General features: G+C 30.6%; 23 protein-coding genes. 15 read left to right on the top strand and 8 right to left on the bottom strand.

Features of this window, described 5'->3' with window-relative positions; genetic code table 11:
* Positions 1-210 precede the first annotated feature (210 nt).
* From ASC41_RS04730 to ASC41_RS04715, 4 genes are all read right to left on the bottom strand, one after another.
* Positions 211-927: a hypothetical protein gene (locus ASC41_RS04730; RefSeq protein WP_055435487.1), complete on the bottom strand. Its 717-nt coding sequence runs from the start codon at positions 925-927 to the stop codon at positions 211-213.
* A 171-nt stretch (positions 928-1098) separates the two neighbouring features.
* The gene (locus ASC41_RS04725) at positions 1099-1698 is read right to left on the bottom strand and encodes a GNAT family N-acetyltransferase (RefSeq protein ID WP_055435486.1); all 600 of its coding nucleotides are present in this window, start codon (positions 1696-1698) and stop codon (positions 1099-1101) included.
* 135 nt (positions 1699-1833) lie between these two features.
* Positions 1834-2553, bottom strand: a complete 720-nt coding sequence (locus ASC41_RS04720) for a 3-ketoacyl-ACP reductase (RefSeq protein ID WP_055435485.1) — start codon at positions 2551-2553, stop codon at positions 1834-1836.
* 58 nt (positions 2554-2611) lie between these two features.
* Positions 2612-3250 (bottom strand): glutaredoxin family protein, encoded by a 639-nt coding sequence (locus tag ASC41_RS04715; RefSeq protein WP_160318794.1) that lies wholly within the window; start codon positions 3248-3250, stop codon positions 2612-2614.
* Positions 3251-3338: 88 nt separating this feature from the next.
* Here ASC41_RS04715 and ASC41_RS04710 point away from each other — a divergent pair, with 88 nt between their 5' ends.
* From ASC41_RS04710 to ftsY, 8 genes are all read left to right on the top strand, one after another.
* Positions 3339-4112 carry a 3'-5' exonuclease gene (locus ASC41_RS04710; protein WP_055435483.1) on the top strand — a complete coding sequence of 258 codons (774 nt, stop codon included), beginning with the start codon at positions 3339-3341 and terminating at the stop codon, positions 4110-4112.
* Between the two features lie 123 nt (positions 4113-4235).
* Complete coding sequence (locus ASC41_RS04705; RefSeq protein WP_055435482.1) at positions 4236-4847, top strand: fumarylacetoacetate hydrolase family protein; 612 nt, start codon at positions 4236-4238, stop codon at positions 4845-4847.
* The gene (locus ASC41_RS04700) at positions 4848-5189 is read left to right on the top strand and encodes a hypothetical protein (RefSeq protein WP_055435481.1); all 342 of its coding nucleotides are present in this window, start codon (positions 4848-4850) and stop codon (positions 5187-5189) included.
* Positions 5190-5199: 10 nt separating this feature from the next.
* Positions 5200-6447 (top strand): competence/damage-inducible protein A, encoded by a 1248-nt coding sequence (locus ASC41_RS04695; protein ID WP_055435480.1) that lies wholly within the window; start codon positions 5200-5202, stop codon positions 6445-6447.
* A gap of 78 nt (positions 6448-6525) precedes the next feature.
* Positions 6526-6762, top strand: a complete 237-nt coding sequence (gene rpmB, locus ASC41_RS04690; protein ID WP_055435479.1) for a 50S ribosomal protein L28 — start codon at positions 6526-6528, stop codon at positions 6760-6762.
* A 27-nt stretch (positions 6763-6789) separates the two neighbouring features.
* Complete coding sequence (gene rpmG / locus ASC41_RS04685) at positions 6790-6972, top strand: 50S ribosomal protein L33 (protein ID WP_055435478.1); 183 nt, start codon at positions 6790-6792, stop codon at positions 6970-6972.
* Between the two features lie 9 nt (positions 6973-6981).
* Entirely contained in the window at positions 6982-7134 is a 153-nt protein-coding gene (locus tag ASC41_RS16590) for a DUF4295 domain-containing protein (protein WP_083477141.1), read from the top strand.
* A 424-nt stretch (positions 7135-7558) separates the two neighbouring features.
* Entirely contained in the window at positions 7559-8533 is a 975-nt protein-coding gene (gene ftsY, locus ASC41_RS04680) for a signal recognition particle-docking protein FtsY (protein ID WP_055435477.1), read from the top strand.
* Between the two features lie 74 nt (positions 8534-8607).
* On the opposite strand, the gene ASC41_RS04675 is transcribed toward ftsY, so the two are convergent.
* On the bottom strand, positions 8608-9684 hold the full coding sequence (locus tag ASC41_RS04675; protein ID WP_055435476.1) for a serine hydrolase domain-containing protein: 1077 nt from the start codon (positions 9682-9684) through the stop codon (positions 8608-8610).
* 108 nt (positions 9685-9792) lie between these two features.
* On the opposite strand from ASC41_RS04675, the gene rimO reads away from it, so the two are divergent.
* Complete coding sequence (gene rimO / locus ASC41_RS04670) at positions 9793-11100, top strand: 30S ribosomal protein S12 methylthiotransferase RimO (protein WP_055435475.1); 1308 nt, start codon at positions 9793-9795, stop codon at positions 11098-11100.
* Between the two features lie 22 nt (positions 11101-11122).
* On the opposite strand, the gene ASC41_RS04665 is transcribed toward rimO, so the two are convergent.
* Positions 11123-11545 carry a hypothetical protein gene (locus tag ASC41_RS04665; protein ID WP_152971416.1) on the bottom strand — a complete coding sequence of 141 codons (423 nt, stop codon included), beginning with the start codon at positions 11543-11545 and terminating at the stop codon, positions 11123-11125.
* 185 nt (positions 11546-11730) lie between these two features.
* Between ASC41_RS04665 and ASC41_RS04660 the strand changes: the two genes are divergently transcribed.
* Positions 11731-12285: a thioredoxin family protein gene (locus ASC41_RS04660; protein WP_055435473.1), complete on the top strand. Its 555-nt coding sequence runs from the start codon at positions 11731-11733 to the stop codon at positions 12283-12285.
* Positions 12286-12292: 7 nt separating this feature from the next.
* Here ASC41_RS04660 and ASC41_RS04655 read toward each other — a convergent pair whose 3' ends face one another.
* Positions 12293-12781 (bottom strand): hypothetical protein, encoded by a 489-nt coding sequence (locus ASC41_RS04655; protein ID WP_055435472.1) that lies wholly within the window; start codon positions 12779-12781, stop codon positions 12293-12295.
* 195 nt (positions 12782-12976) lie between these two features.
* Between ASC41_RS04655 and ctlX the strand changes: the two genes are divergently transcribed.
* Positions 12977-13909, top strand: coding sequence for a citrulline utilization hydrolase CtlX (gene ctlX, locus ASC41_RS04650; RefSeq protein ID WP_055435471.1), 933 nt, complete (start codon positions 12977-12979; stop codon positions 13907-13909).
* Between the two features lies 1 nt (position 13910).
* Here the strand turns inward: ctlX and ASC41_RS04645 are convergent, their stop codons facing one another.
* On the bottom strand, positions 13911-15977 hold the full coding sequence (locus tag ASC41_RS04645) for a tetratricopeptide repeat-containing sensor histidine kinase (RefSeq protein WP_055435470.1): 2067 nt from the start codon (positions 15975-15977) through the stop codon (positions 13911-13913).
* A 414-nt stretch (positions 15978-16391) separates the two neighbouring features.
* On the opposite strand from ASC41_RS04645, the gene argS reads away from it, so the two are divergent.
* The 4 genes from argS (at position 16392) to ASC41_RS04625 (ending at position 21503) form a co-directional block, all read left to right on the top strand.
* Positions 16392-18194 carry an arginine--tRNA ligase gene (argS, locus tag ASC41_RS04640; protein WP_055435469.1) on the top strand — a complete coding sequence of 601 codons (1803 nt, stop codon included), beginning with the start codon at positions 16392-16394 and terminating at the stop codon, positions 18192-18194.
* Positions 18195-18324: 130 nt separating this feature from the next.
* On the top strand, positions 18325-18924 hold the full coding sequence (locus ASC41_RS04635) for a SprT-like domain-containing protein (protein WP_055435468.1): 600 nt from the start codon (positions 18325-18327) through the stop codon (positions 18922-18924).
* Positions 18925-18932: 8 nt separating this feature from the next.
* The gene (locus ASC41_RS04630; RefSeq protein ID WP_055435500.1) at positions 18933-20012 is read left to right on the top strand and encodes a mannose-1-phosphate guanylyltransferase; all 1080 of its coding nucleotides are present in this window, start codon (positions 18933-18935) and stop codon (positions 20010-20012) included.
* Between the two features lie 3 nt (positions 20013-20015).
* Positions 20016-21503 (top strand): DUF389 domain-containing protein, encoded by a 1488-nt coding sequence (locus ASC41_RS04625; RefSeq protein ID WP_055435467.1) that lies wholly within the window; start codon positions 20016-20018, stop codon positions 21501-21503.
* The last annotated feature ends 40 nt before the right edge of the window (positions 21504-21543 follow it).

Below are 21543 nucleotides of genomic sequence, written 5' to 3'. Positions count from 1 at the left end.
TTTTAAAAAGCAAAAAGCACAGTTTTAAAACTGTGCTTTTTTTTGTTTATGTTTTAGTAAGAGTTCGTTTAACGTTGTTGTATATGGTTTGTTGCGTGTTTCAAGCAACTAATTTAGTAAATAATTACCGACCAAGAAAGTCCGCGAGGACTTTCGTAAGTAGACGAGAAGCCAGCAATAAATTATATACGGTGTTAGCAGCCGGCTTTTTCAATTTCTCAGCTTTTCAATTTCAACGTATAATTCGTTTATAGTTTCTAACTTTTTTTGACTTTTCTGTCTGTCTTTATATACTTTAACAATCTCAAATAAAGAAGTTCCCCAAGCTGTAAAGTCATAACGAGTTCCACATTCATCTCTTTGTTTATTTGGACAAAGGCATTTCCAAATGAAATCATTAATTTCTGTCCAACCAATAAGTTTGTCAGCGTTATTCAAATCAATTCGTTCTGGACTAAATAGAATAGGTCTAATAGATAAAAGACCAAATTTCGTATGTAATACTCTACTTGATTTTAAATTAGCTAGTTTAGAGTTTTCCTTTGTTTGCACTAAATCAATTAATTCAGGAACAATGTTTTCTATTTCTTGATTATCTAAAATTCCAATCCATTTCAGAATTTTCGTCCATACTTCGACTGCATTTTGTTCTTGTCTTAAAGGTTTATTAAATTGGACTGATTTTCCATTACTTTTTATTTCCGCAACAACTAAGTCAATCGTTTTTGGTATTTCTAAGAATTCAGATGAATTATGTTCAGTATCATCTTGAGAATGATTTGGAAACCTAAGTCCTAAAATATCTAATTCACCCGAAATTTTTTTCTCACTATGATGAATTATAAAACTAGTTGTTAAATATCCATTTAGTCTAAGATAAAGAGTAGATAAGCTTTCTTGAATATTAGATTTTTCCTTTGTTGTCATTCTGTTTTTCGCTTGCTGCTAATGTTTCGTTGATATAAAATCGTTTCAATGTTTTATATCATACGTTAAACGAAGTTCGACTATTTTTTTTAGAAAGTCAAGCCTTTATAAAACACAAAAAGCACAGTTTTAAAACTGTGCTTTTTTATATGTTTTATGATATACGTATTCTTAATAAACTAAAAACTCTGGGAAAATTTCATCTTTTAAAGCCTGCCATTCGTCTTTTATTATACTGTAATAAATATCGGTTCTGCTGTCTCCACTTGGTGCGACGTTGTTGTTTCTAAAAACACCTTCTTTTTGCGCTCCTAATTTTTCTACAGCTCTTTGTGCTTTTATGTTTTTACTATCGACGCAAAATTGTATTCTTTTAAAACCAATAGTTTCGAACCCAAATTGTAACAATTCATGCTTTGCAGCTTTGTTTAGTCCTGTGCCTTGAAAGTCTGTTCCAAACCAGGTCCAGCCAATTTCACATTTTTTATTTGCAGCATCTACGTTTCCGTATCTTGTGCAACCAGCAACTTTATTAGTTTCTTTATCGATAATTAGAAAGGGATAACAAAGACGGTTATTTTTGTCTTTAATCGTTTTTGCGATATAGTTTTTTAAACCTTGTTCGTTATTTATGTTCGATCCCATAAACTCCCAAATTTCTCTATCGAAAATGATATCTTTAAGTTCTTCGTTTCTTTCATCGGTAAAAGGAAGAAGTAAGACTCTGTCGTTTTCAAGTTGAATATTTGATTTTAGAATTTTTATTTTCATGTCTTAAAACTATTGTCAGTGTTTTTATTCCCGAAATTTCGAGATTAAACGAAGGTCGGCTATTTTTTTTCGGTAAAGTGAGTCTTGTTTAAATATCTAAAAGAAACGTTTCACTATTATTTAATAAATATAAAATTATGGATTTGTAGACCATAACGCTACACTTTTAAGCATAGCTCTTCTTGGTAATTTTAAACCTGCAACTACAAGCTCTGCAAAATCTTCTGGTTGTAAAACGCTGTCTTGAGAGTCTTTATCTGCAATACCTAATTCTACAGACATATCCGATGCTATTGTGCTTGGCGTTAATGTGCAAACTCTAATATTGTTTTTACGTACTTCTTTCATTAAAGATTCCGACATACCAATTACCGCAAATTTAGAAGCAGAATAGGCAGAAGTTGTGGCGTTTCCATTTAATCCTGCAGTAGAAGATACATTAATAATATCGCCTTCATTTTTCTCTATTAAATAAGGTAAAACCTCTTTAGTTACATAATACATTCCCATAAGGTTGGTTTGTATTATTTGGCTCCATTGCTTAACATCCATATCATTAAATGTCCCAAAGGCAGCAATTCCGGCATTATTTACTAAAATATCTATAGTGCCAAATGTGTCTATAATGCTTTTTATAGCGGTTTTAACTTCGTCATAATTGCCAACATCAAAAACAGAATAGATTGCATTAACTCCTAATGCTTCTAGTTCTAAAACTGTTTCTTTTAAAACACTTTCATTTCTTCCTGTTATGGCTACATCAATGCCTTCTTTTGCAAAAGCAATGGCAGTAGCTTTTCCTAAACCTCTTCCGCCTCCAGTAATTATTGCTTTTTTGTTTTTTAAATCTTTCATTATATTATGTTTTTTATTTTAAAATGTATTTTCTTATTAATTGGTTTTTAAATAAAGTTTAATTAAAAGCCTTTCGTAAAGCTGAAATAAAATCTTCAACACTTTCAATGTTATTGTAGACTTCTTTTTCCACTTTTAAAAGCGGAATACTATTTTCGAAACGGTTCTCTTTGTCCGCTTGAAATTCTTTAATTATTTTAAGATAAGTTGTGCTATCTGTATCAATATTATATTCGGTAAAAGTAATTTTATTATTATCTAAAATGCGTTTTGTGTCTGGGCAAATGGCGCAGTCGTCTTTAGTAAAAAGAGTTACTTTTTTATCTTTAATAGCGCGATCTAGTTTAAAATCGAAACCTTCAAAGTCCTTTTTAATGTCTAAAGCATAAGCAACCTCGTTAACAATAAAAACGGTGTCGTAGTTGCCTTCTTTTTCAGCCAGTTGAATAAGTGTCATTATTTTTACTTTACTATTAGCGGCAATATTTCTAATAATAGGTCGGTTACTACTACGTCTAAAATCTTTAGTGTCTACTTTTAAAAAAACATCGTAAGAAATAGAATCTGTATTGGTAACGTAAAGTGTTGTGCGTTTGCCTTTTTTTTCTTTGGAAAGCTTAACGTATTTATGGTCGTTTTGAGCAAAACTGTTTAATGTAAGTAATAAGAAAGCTATTGCTGTAAAGTATGTCTTCATATTTATAATTGATATCAAAGTAAAAATAACATAATACATTTATATTTGCATAAATCGTACCAGTTTTTGGTGCAAAACTAACAATTACATGCAATTAAATCTCACAAAACCAATTTGCTTTTTCGATTTAGAAACAACAGGAATTAATATTTCTAAAGATAGAATTGTTGAAATCTCTATTTTAAAGGTATTTCCAAACGGAAATAAAGAAAGTAAAACCTGGTTAGTAAATCCAGAAATGCCAATTCCAGCAGAAGTATCACTCATTCATGGTGTAACAGATGAGCGTGTGGCTAACGAGCCAACATTTAAGGAGTTAGCAAAAGAGATTAGTATAATGACCAAAGACTGCGATTTAGCAGGATTTAATTCTAACCGTTTCGATATTCCTTTATTAGCCGAAGAAATGCTTCGTGCAGATATGGATTTCGATATGAAAGGAAGAGTAGCCGTAGATGTCCAAACTATTTTTCATAAAATGGAAAAGCGAACACTTGGTGCTGCTTATAAATTTTACTGCGATAAAAGTTTAGAAAATGCACACACTGCAGAAGCAGACACATTGGCAACATACGAAGTGTTAAAAGCGCAATTAGACCGTTACGAAGATTTAGAAAACGACACTAAGTTTTTAGCAGAGTTTAGTGTGCATAAAAAGTTTGCAGATTTTGCAGGTTTTATTAATTTTAATGAAGATGGAGAAGAGTGTTTTTCTTTTGGGAAGCATAAAAACAAAAAAGTATTAGACGTTTTAGATAAAGAACCAGGCTACTTTGGTTGGCTTTTAAATGCCGATTTCCCTCTTTACACTAAAAAAGTATTAACAGCGATTAAATTAAGAGCTTTTAATAATAAGATTTAAAAAAAGAAAAGTGAGAATAGAGTCAAGGAGTAAGACTTTATTCTATTTATAATTATAATACAGACGAGTGGGAGTCTTTGCTCTAATAGCGAAGCAGTCTATTCTCTTTAGTCTTAAAGAAAAATGAAACTAATCTGCATAGGTAGAAATTACACAGATCATATTAAAGAGTTGGAAAACGAAAAACCAACAGATCCTGTTGTGTTTTTAAAGCCAGACACCGCAATTTTATTAAAAAAACAGCCGTTTTTTATACCAGAATTCTCTAACGATGTGCATCACGAAGTAGAGGTTTTGGTAAAAATTAATCGTGTAGGAAAATATATAGATAAAAAATTTGCACATAAGTATTATAATGAAATCGGACTAGGAATCGATTTTACAGCCCGCGATTTACAAGCACAATTAAAAGCTAAAGGATTGCCTTGGGAAAAAGCAAAGGCTTTTGATGGTGCAGCAGTAATAGGTAATTGGTTGCCAAAAGAAGACTTTAAAGATTTAAATAATTTAGATTTTAGTCTAAAAAAGAACGATGAGGTTGTGCAGCAAGGGAATACAAGTCTCATGCTATGGAAAATTGATGAAATCATAGAATATGTCTCAAAATATTTTACTTTAAAGATTGGAGATGTTATATTTACGGGAACTCCAGCAGGAGTTGGCAAGGTAATTGCCAATGATAAATTAAAAGGATACATAGAAGATAAGCAATTGTTTTCTATAACAGTAAAATAAATGGAAGAAAACTACAAACTACACAGGTTAAGAGAGCTAGCGGATAACGATGAAGAGTTTATCTTGGCATTAGCAGAAACTTTTTTAGAAGAAGTTCCTGCAGATGCTAAAATCTTAAAAGAAGCTGTCGAAAATGCTAACTTTCTTCAAACTTACCAGACAGCACATAAAATGAAGCCTACAGTCGATGTTTTCGAATTAGGCGTTCTAGATAAATTAATTATCGTCCAAGATTGGGGGAAATTTGAAAAAGCAAACGAAGATGTTTCTTCTCAATTAAAAGACGTTTTAGAAGCAGTAGAAAATGCTGCAAACGAAATCAGATCAGATTTTAATTTATAATATACAATACATGCAAGCCGAAATAATTACCATTGGAGACGAGATCCTCATTGGGCAAGTAGTAGACACTAATTCGGCGTTTATTGGTAAAGCACTTAATAATATAGGTGTTTCTGTTTACCAAATAACATCCGTTCAAGACGATAAACAACATATTTTAAAAGCATTGGCTGAAGCCGAAGAAAATGCTGATATTATTATTGTTACAGGAGGATTAGGCCCAACCAAAGACGACATAACAAAACATACCATTTGCGAATATTTTAACGACACTTTAGTTAGAAACGCATCAGTTACAGAAAACATTGAAAGACTGTGGCGTGATTATGTAAAGCAACCCATGCAGCAAGTAAATTTAGATCAAGCATTTGTGCCTTCAAAAGCAAAAGTGCTTATGAATTTAGTTGGTAGTGCACCTGGGATGTGGATAGAAAAAGGAGATAAGGTATTTATATCAATGCCAGGCGTACCATTCGAAATGAAAGCATTAATGGAAGAAGAAGTGCTTCCAAGGCTAACCATAAAATACAAACGTCCATTTATTATTCATAGAACATTACTAACCTATGGCATGGGAGAAAGTAGATTAGCGACCAAGATAGAAGCTTGGGAAGATAATTTACCAAAGCATATTAAGCTAGCCTATTTGCCAAATTTAGGAAAAGTAAGACTAAGACTTTCTGGAAAAGGATTTGACGAACAAGTTTTAAAAGATGATCTAGAAAAGCTAATTAAAGCTGTTTTACCATTAATAGAAGACGTATTTGTAGGTTTCGAAGAAGACGGTGATATTGAGGTTTTAATAGCAAAACAGCTTACTAAAAAGAATAAAACGTTAGCAGTTGTAGAAAGCTGCACAGGAGGAAAACTAGCAGAAACGTTTACAGAACATCCAGGAGCATCGTCTTTTTTTAAAGGCGGAATGATTACGTACGCAACTCAAACAAAAATTGATGTTTTAGGTGTTTCCGAGCAAACAATTAAAAAGTATTCGGTTGTAAGTGAGGAGGTTGCAAAGGAGATGGCAGTGCAATGTAGACTATTATATAAAAGTGACTACGCTATTTCAACAACAGGTACTGCAGGACCAACAAAAGGCGATGCAGAAGCAGAAGTTGGAACAGTCTTTATCGCATTAGCGACAAAAGAAGGTGTTTTTTGTGAAAAATACGAACTGGGCAATAATCGCACAAGAGTAATAAACAAGGCGGTTAATAAGGCTTTAGAGCAACTTCAAAAAGAAATTTTTAAAAATTGATAAAAAACAGATTGTCAATACTAAAACATTTCCTATATTTGCACCTCGAATTTTAATAACAATTTAAAGTTATAAGTAATGTCAAGAGTTTGTGAACTTACAGGAAAGAAAGCAATGGTTGGAAACAACGTGTCGCATGCAAAGAATAGAACTAAACGTACGTTTGATGCTAATTTAATCAAAAAACGTTTCTTCATACCTGGAGAAGATAAGTGGGTAACTTTAAAAGTTTCTACGTCTGCTTTAAAAACAATCAACAAGATTGGGATCGTAGCAATGTTAAAAGATGCAAAAGCTAAAGGATTTATAAAATAATAGCCAAGCTATATAACGAATAAGAAAATGGCAAAAAGAGGAAACAGAGTACAAGTAATATTAGAGTGCACAGAGCACAAAGAGTCTGGACAACCAGGAACTTCTCGTTATATTACAACTAAGAATAAAAAGAACACACCAGATAGAATGGAGATTAAGAAATTTAATCCAATCTTGAAGAAAATGACTGTTCATAAAGAAATTAAATAATAAGGAACCATGGCAAAGAAAACCGTAGCGTCTTTACAGACATCGTCAAAAAGATTATCAAAAGCAATAAGAATGGAAAAGTCTCCAAAAACAGGAGCTTACATGTTTGTTGAAAAAATCATGGCACCAGATTTAGTAAATGATTTCTTAAACAAGAAATAATTTTTACTATTTAGTATTTTGTTTATCAAAATACATAATAATATACATCCCACGCTATAGTGGGATAGATTACAATATTAGCTGCTCTCTAAAAGAAAGCGGCTTTTACTTTTTATATCGTTTTTTCTCCTTCCTTAAAAACAGTATACAATAAATCTAGTTTTATAACTGGTGCTTTTAGTATGCTCGAATAAATATCTTCAATAATTCCAAAATATTGCGTTACTTTACAAATATTAATGACAAAGTAGCAGTTTTAATAAAAAAGGCTTAACAATTGTTATTATAATTTTGGCGTTACCTAAAGGTCGGGCTTTCCACTGTATCTTTTTGTAGAAAAACAAAAAGGATGCCGTTGCAATCCCTAACGCAGAAATAACGTAGAGTATCAACTTTACCACCCAACAACAAACAACAAACAGTAATGAGTTTTTTTAAAAAAATATTCTCTTCAGAAAAAAAAGAAACCTTAGATAAAGGTTTAGAAAAAACAAGCACAAGTTTTTTAGGTAAACTAAGTAAAGCAGTTGCAGGAAAATCTAAAGTAGATGCAGATGTATTAGATAATTTAGAAGAGGTATTAGTGTCTAGTGATGTTGGTGTAAACACAACATTAAAAGTAATAACTCGTATAGAAGAACGTGTAGCAAAAGATAAATATTTAGGAACAGACGAGCTAAATAAAATTTTAAGAGAAGAAATTGCAGGATTATTAAGTAAAACAAACTCTGGAGAAGACACAGAATATACAATCCCTAAATTACCACCTCAAGCCAACGGCACAAAAACACCTTATGTATTAATGGTAGTTGGTGTTAATGGTGTAGGTAAAACAACTACAATTGGAAAACTAGCTTATCAATTTAAAAAGCAAGGATTAAATGTAGTATTAGGTGCGGCAGATACATTTAGAGCAGCAGCAATAGATCAATTACAAGTTTGGGCAGATAGAGTAGATGTGCCAATGGTAAGACAGGACATGGGAAGTGATCCAGCAAGTGTGGCTTTCGATGCTTTAGAATCTGGAGTTACACAAAATGCAGATGTTATTATTATTGATACCGCAGGACGTTTACATAATAAGATAAACTTAATGAATGAGTTAACAAAAGTGAAACGCGTTATGCAAAAAGTAATTGGAGATGCGCCACACGATGTTTTACTTGTTTTAGATGGTTCTACAGGTCAAAATGCATTCGAACAAGCTAAACAATTTACAGCTGCGACCGAGGTTACATCATTGGCAGTAACAAAACTAGACGGAACAGCAAAAGGAGGAGTTGTTATTGGTATTAGTGATCAATTTCAAATTCCTGTAAAATATATAGGTGTAGGAGAAGGCATTGAAGACTTACAAGTTTTTAATAAACATGAGTTTGTAGATTCTTTCTTTAAATAATAAATTCCTGCGAAAGCAGGTTTTTTTGATTAAAACTTACATAGAAAAATGTGTCGTTTTTTTAGTATGGATGATTAATCTATTAAAAAATTAATTTTCTCCCATAAATCATTATCAAAAGTAGAGAGCGTAAAATTAGAATTATCTGCTGCTGCTCCCATTCTTACAATAACTAAATTTTTACTAGGCACAACGTATATTTTTTGATCGTTCTTTCCTAGAGCAGCAAACATATCGCCAGGAGCGTTAGGAATTAGTTCTCCATTAAATTCAAGCTGACTTTGTGGTAAATAGTAACAGTTTTTTCCGTTTAGCCACCATAAATAACCATAAGCTTTATTAATATCTTGAGATGTGGAAGTTGCTTCATTTATAAAGTTTTCTGGAATAATTTGAGATGTTTCCCATTTACCATTTGCAGACATTAATAAACCAAAACGAGCCATGCTTCTTGTGTTACTCCAATATACACTTAAGTCATTAAAAGGAATCCAAGTCCCTGTCATGCCAATTTTATCTCTAAGTTTTGTATTGAAATAGTTAGGCCAATTTTGGTTACTTGCTTGTGCAATTATATCTTGCATTTTTACATAAACATTATGGTATGCCCATCTTTCTCCTGCATTTGCAACATATTGTAAGTTTTCTGGTAAAACCGAATCACCCAAACTATCATCAATACCTGTTGTCATAGATAATAAGTTTTTACAAGTTATTAATTGTTCTTTTTCTATTGAAGCGCTTGTCCATCCAATACCTAAATAATCAGATACTTTATTGTTAATATTTATTAGGTTTTCGTCTTGAGCAATTCCCGATAGGGCTGTTGTTAGTGTTTTTCCTGCACTTGCCCAATACCAGTTAGATTCAACATCATGATTATTAAAATAGTTTTCGATAACAATTTTACCATTGTGAAGCACAATAAAACCTTTGGTATTTTTTTCTTCTAAATAATCTAAAAGTGGTTGTAATTGGCTTTCATTCCAATTCAAGTTATTTGTAGATTTTGTTTCCCAATTAGTGCTATCAATTGGAGGAAAATAAATTGATTCTATTTCTGTAACACCTTGAATTACTGTTTCATTTGTACTACAGTTACTAATTAAAAGAAAGAATAATAAATAAAATGACGGTATTAAAACTTTCATGGACAGTGATTTTTATAATTAGACCATAAAGAAAACAAAAAGTTTAATAGTTCACTATTAATCATATATCTTAAATCATTGCGTATATTTGCAGTCCAAAATTAAGATATGCGTACTAAGTCACTTAAGAAGAACAAAATCAATGTAATAACACTAGGTTGTAGTAAAAATGTTTACGACAGCGAAGTGTTAATGGGACAACTTAAAGCCAGCGGCAAAGATGTTGTGCATGAGGAAGAAGGTAATATTGTTGTGATTAATACTTGTGGTTTTATTAATAATGCCAAAGAAGAAAGTGTTAACACAATCTTAGAGTACATGCAGAAAAAAGAAGATGGAGATGTAGATAAAGTATTTGTTACTGGTTGTCTTTCTGAAAGATATAAGCCAGACTTACAAGAGCAGATTCCTAATGTTGATCAATATTTTGGAACTACAGAATTGCCAGGCTTATTAAAAGCTTTAGGAGCAGATTATAAACATGAATTAATAGGTGAACGTTTAACAACAACACCTAAAAATTATGCGTATTTAAAAATTGCTGAAGGTTGCGATAGACCTTGTAGTTTTTGTGCTATACCATTAATGCGTGGAAAGCATAAAAGTACGCCTATAGAAAATTTAGTTATCGAGGCAGAAAAACTTGCTGCAAACGGTGTAAAGGAATTAATACTTATTGCTCAAGATTTAACATATTACGGATTAGATATCTACAAAAAAAGAAACTTAGCCGAGCTACTTGAAAACTTAGTAAAAGTAGAAGGTGTTGAGTGGATTCGTTTACATTATGCATTCCCAACAGGTTTTCCTATGGATGTGCTTGATATAATGAACCGTGAACCTAAGATTTGTAACTATTTAGATATACCATTACAACATATTAGTGATTCTATATTAAAAAGTATGCGTCGTGGTACTACAAAAGAAAAAACTACTAAGTTGCTTAAAGAGTTTAGAGCTGCTGTTCCAAACATGACCATTAGAACAACATTAATTGTTGGTTATCCAGGAGAGACTCAAGAGGATTTTGAAGAGCTTAGAGAATGGGTTCGCGAGATGCGTTTTGAGCGTTTAGGTTGTTTTACTTATTCTCATGAAGAAAATACACATGCCTTTAATTTAGTCGATGATGTACCTCAAGAGGTTAAACAGGATCGTGCTAATGAAATTATGGAAATTCAATCTCAAATTTCTTGGGAGTTAAATCAAGAAAAAATTGGTCAAGAATTTAAAGTAATTATCGATAGAAAAGAAGGTGAATACTTTATTGGAAGAACAGAGTTCGATTCTCCAGATGTTGATAATGAAGTCCTTATTAATGCTACTACTACCTATTTAAAAACAGGAGAATATACAACAGTAAAAGTTACAGAAGCAGCAGATTTTGATTTATACGCAGAACCAATTATTAAATAGAAATTAGTTTCTAATAATAATTTTATAATTGCGCTAAAGCAGTGTAAGCATCTATACTAGAGAAATTAGCTTCTTGAGAGAATACGTTGTACTCTAATATCTCAACAACTTTCATAAGCTTATTAAAGTTTTTCTTTTTGTAAATACGCATTAAGCTATCATCTGCTTTAAAATACATTTGTGTAGTATTTTTTGCTATATCGTTTCCGAAGAAAAATAAAATTTCATTTTTTTTTGGTTTAAAATAACGATAGTCTGAAGTAATGTCTCCATCTTTTAAATAATAAATTTTAAGATTTATTTTTTCTGCTTCAACATCATTTTGAATATTTAATTCTGTCGGATGCAGCTTGTAACGTGTAACTTGTAATAAGTTGTTACTATTGTTTTGAGCTGAAATAAAAAAGGACACAAAAAGAAATGCGAGTATAAGGGAATACTTCATTTAAGGGATAATGTTAAGGGTTGCTATTAATCTTTGTCAAGAAAACAATAATTTTTGAAATACTCTAACAAAATGGTAAAAAATATTAAAAACACTTATCAAATTGATTATTGGTGTTTGCGTGATATACTTAATTGTTGCAAATCTCTAAATTTTCGAGTAATTTTAAATTCAAAATAAAAAATATGGCATTAACAGAATCTAATAGTTTCGAAAACGGAACACTTGCACCTCAATTTTCATTACAAGATGTTGTCACAGGTAAGTTGGTTAACCTTCAAGAGCTTAAAGGAGGTAAAGGAACTGTAATAATGTTTATATGTAATCATTGTCCATTTGTAGTACATGTAAACACACAATTAGTAAAATTAGCTAATCATTACTTGTCTAAAGGTATTGGATTTGTTGCAATAAGTAGTAACGATGCTAATAGTTACCCTCAAGACAGACCAGAGTTAATGAAACAGGTGGCGACAAATTTAAAATATCCTTTCCCTTATTTATACGACGAAACTCAAGAGGTTGCAAAAGCATATGCTGCTGCTTGTACTCCAGATTTTTATGTGTTTGATGCTAACTTAAAAGCAACATATCATGGGCAATTAGATAATTCTAGACCTGGAAATGGTGCTGCTGTAACTGGAGAAGAATTAAGAAAAGCTATAGATGCTGTATTAAATAATGTACCACCTTTAGAAAATCAAAAGCCAAGTATAGGTTGTAATATTAAGTGGAAGTAAAATTAATTTATAGCGCTTTTATTATTTCCTTTTTATAAATTTTAGTGTAACGTTCTCCAAAAGTATCTATAATGGTGGCCATTGCAAGATGAATCATTAAAGCTGTTAAAATCCCAAAGGTTATAGATTTTATATCTGTTTTAGATAAAACGATTGCTAAAACCAAGAAAAGTGTAGCGTAAGTACATTTTAGAATAAAGAAAAGTTTTAAGTTTCTTTCTATCATTATTTTATCTTTTTCAAGGTAGCCTTTAGGCGACTCTTGATACGTTTCTATTTTACTATGCACCTTGTTTGTGTTGTTTACTAGAAAGTATCCTGTGATAAATACGCCAGCTTCTATGGCACCCAGTATAAGCATGGTAATAGCAAACACCTTAAATTGAGGTTTAGATATTAAAAAGAATATTCCTAGAGAAATAGAAAATAGACCAAAAAGTCCAGTGCTTAATCCTAGCAAGCGTTCGCTTTGCAAATAATGAGATACAAATTCCATAGTTATTAATTTTATTGAAGTTTATTTTTTTGATTGTATTTTATTGCTACTAGCTTAGTCCTTTGTTAATTATTGGAATAATTATTTTATTTTTTGCAAGTAAACATTTTTAAAAATATGTAATACATAATTTTATGAAAAATAGAATATATCATTTACATATTCTCTATTTTTACACTCTAAAAATTACAGATAATGCAACAAACAACAAATACTATATTAATGATTCGTCCGGTTCACTTTAGAATGAACGAACAAACTGCAATTAATAATTACTTTCAAGAAGACTTAGATATTAAAAATGCTGATATTAATGCAAAAGCACAAGAAGAATTTGATGCTTATGTAGAAAAATTAAGAGCTGTAGGGATTAATGTAATTGTTGAAGAAGATGATAAATTATTAGATACTCCAGATTCAATTTTCCCTAATAATTGGGTGAGTTTTCATGAGAATGGAAATGTAGGTTTGTATCCTATGTTTGCCGAAAACAGAAGAAAAGAACGTCGTGAAGAAATATTTACGCGCTTAGAAAAAGAAGGTTTTAAAATTAATAATATAGTAGATTATACAGAAGCAGAAGCAGAAGGTGTCTTTTTAGAAGGAACTGGTAGTTTGCTTTTAGATCGTGTAAATGATAAAGCATATTGCGCATTATCTCCTAGAGCAGATGAAGGTTTGTTTATAGAATTTTGTGAAGATTTTGAATACACACCAGTTGTTTTTACAGCTTTTCAAACTGTAGATGGTAAACGTATGCCAATTTATCATACAAATGTAATGATGTGTTTAGCAGAAACATTTGCAGTTATTTGTTTAGACACTATAGATGATAAAAAAGAACGCAAAAGCGTAATTAAAAGTCTTAAAGAAGATGGTAAAGAGATAATTATTATTACCGAAGATCAAGTTGCTAATTTTGCTGGTAATATGTTACAAGTAAAAGGAAAAGATGATAAGTTATATTTAATAATGAGTCAAGCAGCTTTCGATTCTTTATCAGTAGAGCAAATAAAAACAATAGAAAAGCACTGTAATATACTGTCTAGTTCTTTAGAAACTATAGAGACTTGTGGTGGCGGAAGTGCACGATGTATGATGGCAGAGGTGTTTTTACCAAAAGCGTAGTTTAAGTAATTACAAGTTCTTCAACTTTAGGCAGCTCTATAAAAAAGGTGCTGCCTACATTTAATTCGCTATCTACCCAAATACGTCCTTGGTTTAGTTCTACTAATTCTTTACAAATAGTTAAACCTAGACCTGTACCTTTTTCATTTTCGGTTCCAATAGTTGAAAACGTATTATTATCAAATATTTTATGTTGATTTTCTAAAGAGATACCAACGCCAGAATCCGTAACACTAATTATACTATAGCCATTATTTACACTATTAGCTATGGTAATTTTATCGTCTTTTTTACAAAACTTAACGGCATTTGCTAATAGGTTTTGAATAATAATTTCGACCATACTTCTATCTGCATAAACAAAATCACGTACCGTAGTATCTATTAAAAGAATACCTTTTTTGTGCATCTTTTGTTCAACTAATTTTACTTTTTCGTTAAAAACTTCTTGTACATCAAACAAAGAAGGTTTTGGACTTAAAGACTGCATTTGCGACTTAGACCAATTTAGTAAGTTAAAGAGCAAGAGTGAAGCGTTATTTGCATTTTCACTCAATTCTGGCAATAAACTATGAAACTCTTCATTAGATAATTGTCCATCTTTTAATAAATCGATAAATCCTTTTGTAGAGGTGAGCGAATCTTTTAAATCATGAGAAACAATAGAGAACAATCTATCTTTAACTTTATTAATGTTTTCTAGATGTTTACTTTGTTCTAAAATAGCTTCGTTTTGTAATTCTATTTTTTGATTTTTATCTTCTAAATCTCTAGTGTATTTGGTGCTATTGCCACGTTTTATATAAAATAAAATAAAGAATATTAATAGAATAGCAAATGCTGCTAGTACAATATAAAACGCAATATTTAAGCGGTCTAGCTTCTTTTTACTATCATTATTATCCATTTTAACAGGAGCAATGGTGCTTAAAGTAACTAAAGGTTCTTTCTGCACTTCAATTATAGAGTCTTCTTTAAAAATAGGAGCAATATCTTTTTGTTTTTTAGCATCAATACTTGTTTTTATTTTAAAGTATTCTCTTTGCCATGCAAAGGCTCTTTCAAAATCACCTTTTGTAGAATCTAAGGTTTTCATAAGCTTGTAGTTTTTTAATAACTCAAGTTTATTGTTATTTTGTCTGCCCATATTACCTGCCTCTAAAAGCTGTAACTCTGCAGTTTTGTAATGTTTTTTGAGGATGTTTAATTCCCCTAAATTATTAAGCGATTTTAAAATGCCTTGTTCGTTTTTTACGGTTCTATTTAGTTTTATGCTTTCTGTTAAATAATCCGAAGCTATTTTTAAGTCCTCATTTTTTATATAAGCAGCTCCTAAGTCTGGAAGAATGCTTGCTTTTAACTCCAGGTTATTATCCTTTACATGTTTAAGAGCATTCTCGTAATATTGTATTGTTTTTTTTAAGTCGTTTTGCTCAAGATATAATTGAGCTAAACTTATATTGCTTTTAACAATACCTTCAATGCTATTAATGCGTTCTTGTACTTCTAAGCTTTTTAAATTGTAATCGATTGCTTTTTCTGTAGATCCAGTTTTTTGGTAAGCCTTTCCTAAACTTTGATATGCAATTGCTAAATCTTCAAATAAATCTCTTTTTTCTAGCTCATTAATGCCTTCGAGAGCATATTTTAAACCTTTTTTGTAATTACCACGTTCTATTTCTAAAATTCCTAATTGGTTTTTTGTTCTAACTATAGATAATGTATCTTTTAATGCAATAAATAACTGTTCTGCTTTTGTAAATTGATTAGAAGCATTAATATAATCGTTTCTTCTATTGTAAATAAGTGCCTTATAAAAAGTTATCTCAGCAATACCTTTTCTGTATTTTAAATTCTCAGATAATTTTTCGGCTCCATTAATATACTTTAAAGCACTATCGTAATCCTTAGTGTTATATAGTAATTTTATTATTTTAAGAGAAGTTTCAATTTTGGTAGTATCGGGATTCTGAAAAGTTAATTCTATGCGTAAACTTTCTAATTCTTCATCTTGCGAAAAAGCAGTTAGAGAAAATAAAAAGCAAAAAAGAACAATTAGTCTTATCATAGGTACTTGCAACAATGCAACGAAAATTAACTAAAGGTTTTTAATGTTTTATAAAAACATAAACATTAGTTGGTTAAGGGTTTAATAGCTTACCAAAAATTAAAAAAAGACATCTATTATACTAATTTATAGGTTTTAAAGCCAATATATTAGTTTAAGTGAGTCTATTAATAAAACACTTCGGTAATTTATCGATGAATAGGAAAAATAATACAAATATGCTCGGTTTTTCGTTGAAAGGCATTATGTTGTCTTTTTGGTAATTACATAAGTAATACTAAGATATTAGAACAGTAATTTTTAATATAATACATAAGATTAGTATTGCATTTAAATCAAATATAGAAATCAATAGATAATAAATTATGTTTAGGCAATATATACTATATTTGTCAGTCTAAAATTACAAATAAAATGAACCTTCAAGTAACATTAACACAAGCAGTAAAACAAGCTGTTAGTACAATTTATAAAGCAGAATTAGAAAACGTAGAATTTCAAGCTACTCGTAAAGAGTTTGCAGGAGATATTACAGTAGTTGTGTTTCCAATGTTGCGCGTAGTTAAAGGCAATCCTGTACAAATAGGAGAAGCAATTGGTACATTTTTAGTAGATAACGTTGATGAAGTAAAAGCATTTAACGTAGTAAAAGGCTTTTTAAATATTGAAATTGTAGATGCACACTATGTTTCATTTTTTAATACAATTAAAGACGACTCTACTTTTGGGTTTACAGCACCTAAAGCAGACGACAAAGCTATAATGGTAGAATATTCTTCACCAAATACAAACAAACCTTTACACTTAGGACATATACGTAATAATTTATTAGGTTATAGTGTAGCCGAAATTATTAAAGCCTCTGGAAAGAAAGTTTATAAAACGCAGATAATTAACGATCGTGGTATTCATATTTGTAAGAGTATGTTAGCTTGGCAGCGTTTTGGTAATACAGAAACACCTGAGTCTACAGGATTAAAAGGAGATAAGCTGGTTGGAAATTACTATGTAAAATTCGATCAAGAATATAAAAAAGAAATAGCAGCTTTAATAGCCGAAGGTAAAACCGAAGACGAAGCAAAAAAAGAAGCACCAATTTTAATTGAAGCACAACAAATGCTTCAAAAATGGGAAGCCGGAGATAAAGAAGTCGTTGCATTATGGGAAACCATGAACCAATGGGTTTATAATGGTTTCGATGTTACTTATAAAAATTTAGGAGTAGATTTCGATACTTTGTATTATGAAAGTCAAACTTATCTATTAGGAAAAGAATTTGTTGATGAAGGTTTAAAAACGGGAGTATTCTTTAAAAAAGAAGATGGTTCTGTTTGGTGCGATTTAACCGAAGACGGCCTAGACGAAAAAATAGTACTGCGTAGCGATGGTACAGCTGTCTATATGACACAAGATATTGGTACGGCAATACAACGTTTAAAAGATTTTCCAGATGTTGGCGGTATGGTTTATACTGTTGGTAACGAACAAGATTATCACTTTCAAGTCTTATTTTTAATTCTGAAAAAATTAGGATTCGATTGGGCTAAAAACTTATTTCATTTAAGTTATGGAATGGTAGATTTACCTAGCGGAAAAATGAAAAGTAGAGAAGGTACTGTTGTAGATGCCGACGATTTAATTTCAGATATGGCTACTACAGCGCAAGAAATCTCTGAAGATTTAGGGAAACTAGACGGGTATACAGATCAAGAAAAATTAGATTTATATAGCACAATAGGCCTAGGAGCTTTAAAATATTATATACTTAAAGTAGATCCGAAAAAGAGAATTTTGTTTGATCCAAAAGAATCTATCGATTTTCAAGGTAATACAGGACCTTTTATACAATATACTTACGCTAGAATACAATCTATTTTACGTAAAGCAGAGGCAACTTTAAAAAACGATAATATTACATTAAGTAGTATTAATGCTGATTATACGTTAGAAGATAAGGAAAAAGCAGTATTAAAACATTTACAGCTTTTTCCAGAAGTAATACAAAATGCTGCCCAAAATTATAGTCCAGCTTTAATAGCAAACTATATTTACGAATTGGTTAAAGAGTATAATTCATTTTTTCAAAACTTACCAATTGTAATGGGTAACGACAATAAAGATTCTATAGCGTTTAGAGTTCAATTGTCTAAAGCGGTAGGAAATGCAATTAAAAATGCTTTCGGATTGCTAGGTATTAGTGTGCCAGAGAGAATGTAGAACAAACATATATTAAAATATAAAAATCCCAAAATTTAATAGTTTTGGGATTTTTTATGCCACTTAACTAATTATGAGTTATAGCATAAAAATTATATAAAATTAATTCCCTTTTATTATTTTTGTTTCAATGCAGAATACTATAATAAACCACATTCCAGAGCAAGCTATTTCTAAGGTTTTAGAACTTTTAGAGCATGATAATTTAACGGTTTTAGTAAAAAAGGAAAGGAAAACTAGGCATGGAGATTACAGGAAATTATCAAACGGAAAACATCAAATAACAATAAATAATAATTTAAATAAATATCGTTTTTTAATTACACTTGTTCATGAAGTTGCTCATTTTGAAGCTTATAAAAACTACGGAAGACTTATTAAACCACATGGATTAGAGTGGAAACGTACGTTTCAACATTTAATGTTACCTTTTATAAATCCAGAAGTATTTCCTTTAAATTTATTACCTTTATTAGCAAGACATTTTAAGAATCCTAAAGCAAGTAGTGATACAGATTCTGATTTAGCTTACGCATTAAAACAATTTGATGCTAATAGTGACAAAACATATGTTTTTGAGGTGCCTTTTGGAACTGTTTTTAGATTTAGAGACAAAAAAACTTTTAAAAAAGTAAGCAAACGTGTAAAACGTTTTGAATGTGTTGAAATTAGTACAGGAAAAGTGTATCTTTTCAGTCCTAATGCAGAAATAGATATTATTGAAGAATGAGAGATAAAATGAATAAAAATTATTATGCCATATTAATGGCTGGAGGAGTAGGTTCTAGGTTTTGGCCAGTAAGCACAACAGATTTTCCAAAGCAATTTCACGATATGTTGGGAACTGGAGATACGCTAATTCAAAAAACGTTTAATCGTTTAGCGACTTTAATTCCGAAGGAAAATATTTTTATTCTAACTAATGAGATTTATAATGATTTAGTTTTAGAACAACTACCAGAAGTAACTAAAAGGCAAGTTGTTTTAGAACCGGCAATGAGAAACACAGCACCTTGTATTTTATATGCTTCTTTAAAAATTCAAAAAGAAAATAAAGATGCAGTAATGATAGTTGCACCAAGCGATCATTGGATTGAAGATGAAAAAGCGTTTACAGATAACGTAGAACAAGCTTTTAAATACTGCGAGAATAATGATGCCTTAATGACTTTAGGTATTAAGCCAACGTTCCCAAATACGGGTTATGGTTATATAGAATACGATAAGGACTCAAATAGTCCTATAAAAAATGTAAATCAGTTTAGAGAAAAACCAGATTATGAAACGGCTAAAAGCTTTATCTCTCAAGGTAATTTTTTATGGAATGCAGGTATTTTTATATGGAGCGCAAAAAGTGTAGTGGAAGCCTTTAAAAATAACCAACCAGAATTATTTCAACTTTTTGAAAATGGAATCAATACTTATAATTCAGATTTAGAAAACGATTTTATAAAAGAAAATTATGGCAAAGCCGAAAATATATCGGTAGACTATGCTATTATGGAAAAGTCTAAAAATGTATTTGTTTTACCTGCTACTTTCGATTGGAATGATCTTGGAACTTGGGGAAGCTTATACGATAAGTTAGAAAAAGACGAAGATAATAATGCTGTAGTAAATGCAAGAACACTAGCAGAGGATGCCTCTGGAAACATGATACGTACCAAGACGAATAAAGTAGTGGTTGTAGATGGTTTAAAAGATTATATAATTGTGGATAAAGATGAAGTTTTACTTATTTATCCAAAGGCAAAAGAACAAGATATAAAAAAAGTACTTCAAAAAGTGAAAACTCAATTTGGAGACCATTTAGGATAATATATGAGTGACGAAAACAAATTTAATTTTGCTGAAGATTCTAAAAAAGATGAAGCAGAAATATTAAAAGAAGTAGCAGATAAAAAAGACGAAGCTGTACAGCAGTCTAAAGAAACTGTAAAGAAAGACGCAAAAAGTTTTTTTGAAAGCATAAAAAAATTCTTTATTGAGCTTCTTGATTTTAGAGAAGATACAGATAGAGATGCAACAATAGAAGCGATTAAGGCAGATATTCCTTTTAAAGGAGCAACTGCGTGGATTTTAATTTGTTCTATTTTTGTGGCCTCCATAGGTCTAAATGCTAATTCAACCGCAGTTGTAATTGGAGCCATGTTAATTTCTCCATTAATGGGACCAATATTAGGTATTGGTTTAGCTATTGCAATTAACGATATCGATACTCTAAAACGATCGTTAATAAATTTAGCAACTATGATTGTGTTGAGTTTATTAACCGCTTTTTTATTCTTTTATTTCTTTCCATTAAGTGAAGATACCTCAGAACTTTTAGGTCGTGTAAGTCCAGATATTAGAGATGTGTTAATTGCCTTTTTTGGTGGTTTAGCATTAATAATCGCACGTACTAAAAAAGGAACTATAGCTTCTGTTATTTTTGGTGTAGCTATTGCAACTGCATTAATGCCTCCACTTTGTACAGCAGGTTATGGATTAGCTAAAGGTAATTGGGTTTATTTTGGAGGAGCAATGAACTTGTTTACTATTAATACCATTTTTATTGCATTGGCAACTTTTATAGTTTTAAAAGTATTACGTTTTCCAATGCTTAAATATGCTAATTCTGCTAAACGAAAAAGAATTGCACAATTTGCAGCACTTGTAGCAATTATTGTCATGATTTATCCAACTATTACTTTTGTAAAAGTGTTAAGAGAGAGTCAATTAGAAATTAATTACGATAATTTTATTAAAAATGAAATTGCTCCAAATAGTGAACTTTGGTTTCAAAAAGGAATTCCTAATTATGAAGAAAAATTAATAACGCTTTATTTTAATGGTGAAATTACTGAAGCCACAGAAGTAGATTTACGTAACGAATTAAAAGGTTATGATAAAATAGGAGAGTTTGAATTAAAAATAAATGGAAACAAAAATAGAAGTTTCGATAAAATTTCTGATGCCTACGATAGAGCAATAAGAATCTTAGACGAAAAAGATAATATTATTTTAGGCTTGCAAACTGAAGTCAATAATTTAAGAAGTGAACTACAAAGAGTTAATAATGATAATAATACTATTTCATTCTCTATTTTATCAAAAGATGCTAAAATAAAATTTAATGATTTACAGTATTTTGGTTATTCTAAAATGTTAGTGTCTAATAATTTTACATCGGTAGATACAATAGATGTTGCAACTGCAAAATGGAAAGTTGGTATAAACGATAGTATTGCAGGAGTTAAAGATAAAGAGTTGGTTGAATGGCTTAAAACAAAAATTAAAACAGATACAATTGTTTTAAAAAGACAATAATCAATACGTTTTAGATTATGTTTTTAATGTATTTAAGAAG

The sequence above is a fragment of the Lacinutrix algicola genome (assembly GCF_001418085.1).
Lineage (GTDB): Bacteria > Bacteroidota > Bacteroidia > Flavobacteriales > Flavobacteriaceae > Lacinutrix > Lacinutrix algicola.
The sequence above is the reverse complement of the archived record's forward strand: the minus strand, read 5'-3'. Positions and strand labels throughout refer to the sequence as shown.

Excerpts from the sequence above, each read along its gene's own strand:
- ASC41_RS04730 (WP_055435487.1), bottom strand. The coding sequence starts at position 927 with ATGACAACAAAGGAAAAATCTAATATTCAAGAAAGCTTATCTACTCTT.
- ASC41_RS04725 (WP_055435486.1), bottom strand. The coding sequence starts at position 1,698 with ATGAAAATAAAAATTCTAAAATCAAATATTCAACTTGAAAACGACAGA.
- ASC41_RS04720 (WP_055435485.1), bottom strand. The coding sequence starts at position 2,553 with ATGAAAGATTTAAAAAACAAAAAAGCAATAATTACTGGAGGCGGAAGA.
- ASC41_RS04715 (WP_160318794.1), bottom strand. The coding sequence starts at position 3,250 with ATGAAGACATACTTTACAGCAATAGCTTTCTTATTACTTACATTAAAC.
- ASC41_RS04710 (WP_055435483.1), top strand. The coding sequence starts at position 3,339 with ATGCAATTAAATCTCACAAAACCAATTTGCTTTTTCGATTTAGAAACA.
- ASC41_RS04705 (WP_055435482.1), top strand. The coding sequence starts at position 4,236 with ATGAAACTAATCTGCATAGGTAGAAATTACACAGATCATATTAAAGAG.
- ASC41_RS04700 (WP_055435481.1), top strand. The coding sequence starts at position 4,848 with ATGGAAGAAAACTACAAACTACACAGGTTAAGAGAGCTAGCGGATAAC.
- ASC41_RS04695 (WP_055435480.1), top strand. The coding sequence starts at position 5,200 with ATGCAAGCCGAAATAATTACCATTGGAGACGAGATCCTCATTGGGCAA.
- rpmB (WP_055435479.1), top strand. The coding sequence starts at position 6,526 with ATGTCAAGAGTTTGTGAACTTACAGGAAAGAAAGCAATGGTTGGAAAC.
- rpmG (WP_055435478.1), top strand. The coding sequence starts at position 6,790 with ATGGCAAAAAGAGGAAACAGAGTACAAGTAATATTAGAGTGCACAGAG.
- ASC41_RS16590 (WP_083477141.1), top strand. The coding sequence starts at position 6,982 with ATGGCAAAGAAAACCGTAGCGTCTTTACAGACATCGTCAAAAAGATTA.
- ftsY (WP_055435477.1), top strand. The coding sequence starts at position 7,559 with ATGAGTTTTTTTAAAAAAATATTCTCTTCAGAAAAAAAAGAAACCTTA.
- ASC41_RS04675 (WP_055435476.1), bottom strand. The coding sequence starts at position 9,684 with ATGAAAGTTTTAATACCGTCATTTTATTTATTATTCTTTCTTTTAATT.
- rimO (WP_055435475.1), top strand. The coding sequence starts at position 9,793 with ATGCGTACTAAGTCACTTAAGAAGAACAAAATCAATGTAATAACACTA.
- ASC41_RS04665 (WP_152971416.1), bottom strand. The coding sequence starts at position 11,545 with ATGAAGTATTCCCTTATACTCGCATTTCTTTTTGTGTCCTTTTTTATT.
- ASC41_RS04660 (WP_055435473.1), top strand. The coding sequence starts at position 11,731 with ATGGCATTAACAGAATCTAATAGTTTCGAAAACGGAACACTTGCACCT.
- ASC41_RS04655 (WP_055435472.1), bottom strand. The coding sequence starts at position 12,781 with ATGGAATTTGTATCTCATTATTTGCAAAGCGAACGCTTGCTAGGATTA.
- ctlX (WP_055435471.1), top strand. The coding sequence starts at position 12,977 with ATGCAACAAACAACAAATACTATATTAATGATTCGTCCGGTTCACTTT.
- ASC41_RS04645 (WP_055435470.1), bottom strand. The coding sequence starts at position 15,977 with ATGATAAGACTAATTGTTCTTTTTTGCTTTTTATTTTCTCTAACTGCT.
- argS (WP_055435469.1), top strand. The coding sequence starts at position 16,392 with ATGAACCTTCAAGTAACATTAACACAAGCAGTAAAACAAGCTGTTAGT.
- ASC41_RS04635 (WP_055435468.1), top strand. The coding sequence starts at position 18,325 with ATGCAGAATACTATAATAAACCACATTCCAGAGCAAGCTATTTCTAAG.
- ASC41_RS04630 (WP_055435500.1), top strand. The coding sequence starts at position 18,933 with ATGAATAAAAATTATTATGCCATATTAATGGCTGGAGGAGTAGGTTCT.
- ASC41_RS04625 (WP_055435467.1), top strand. The coding sequence starts at position 20,016 with ATGAGTGACGAAAACAAATTTAATTTTGCTGAAGATTCTAAAAAAGAT.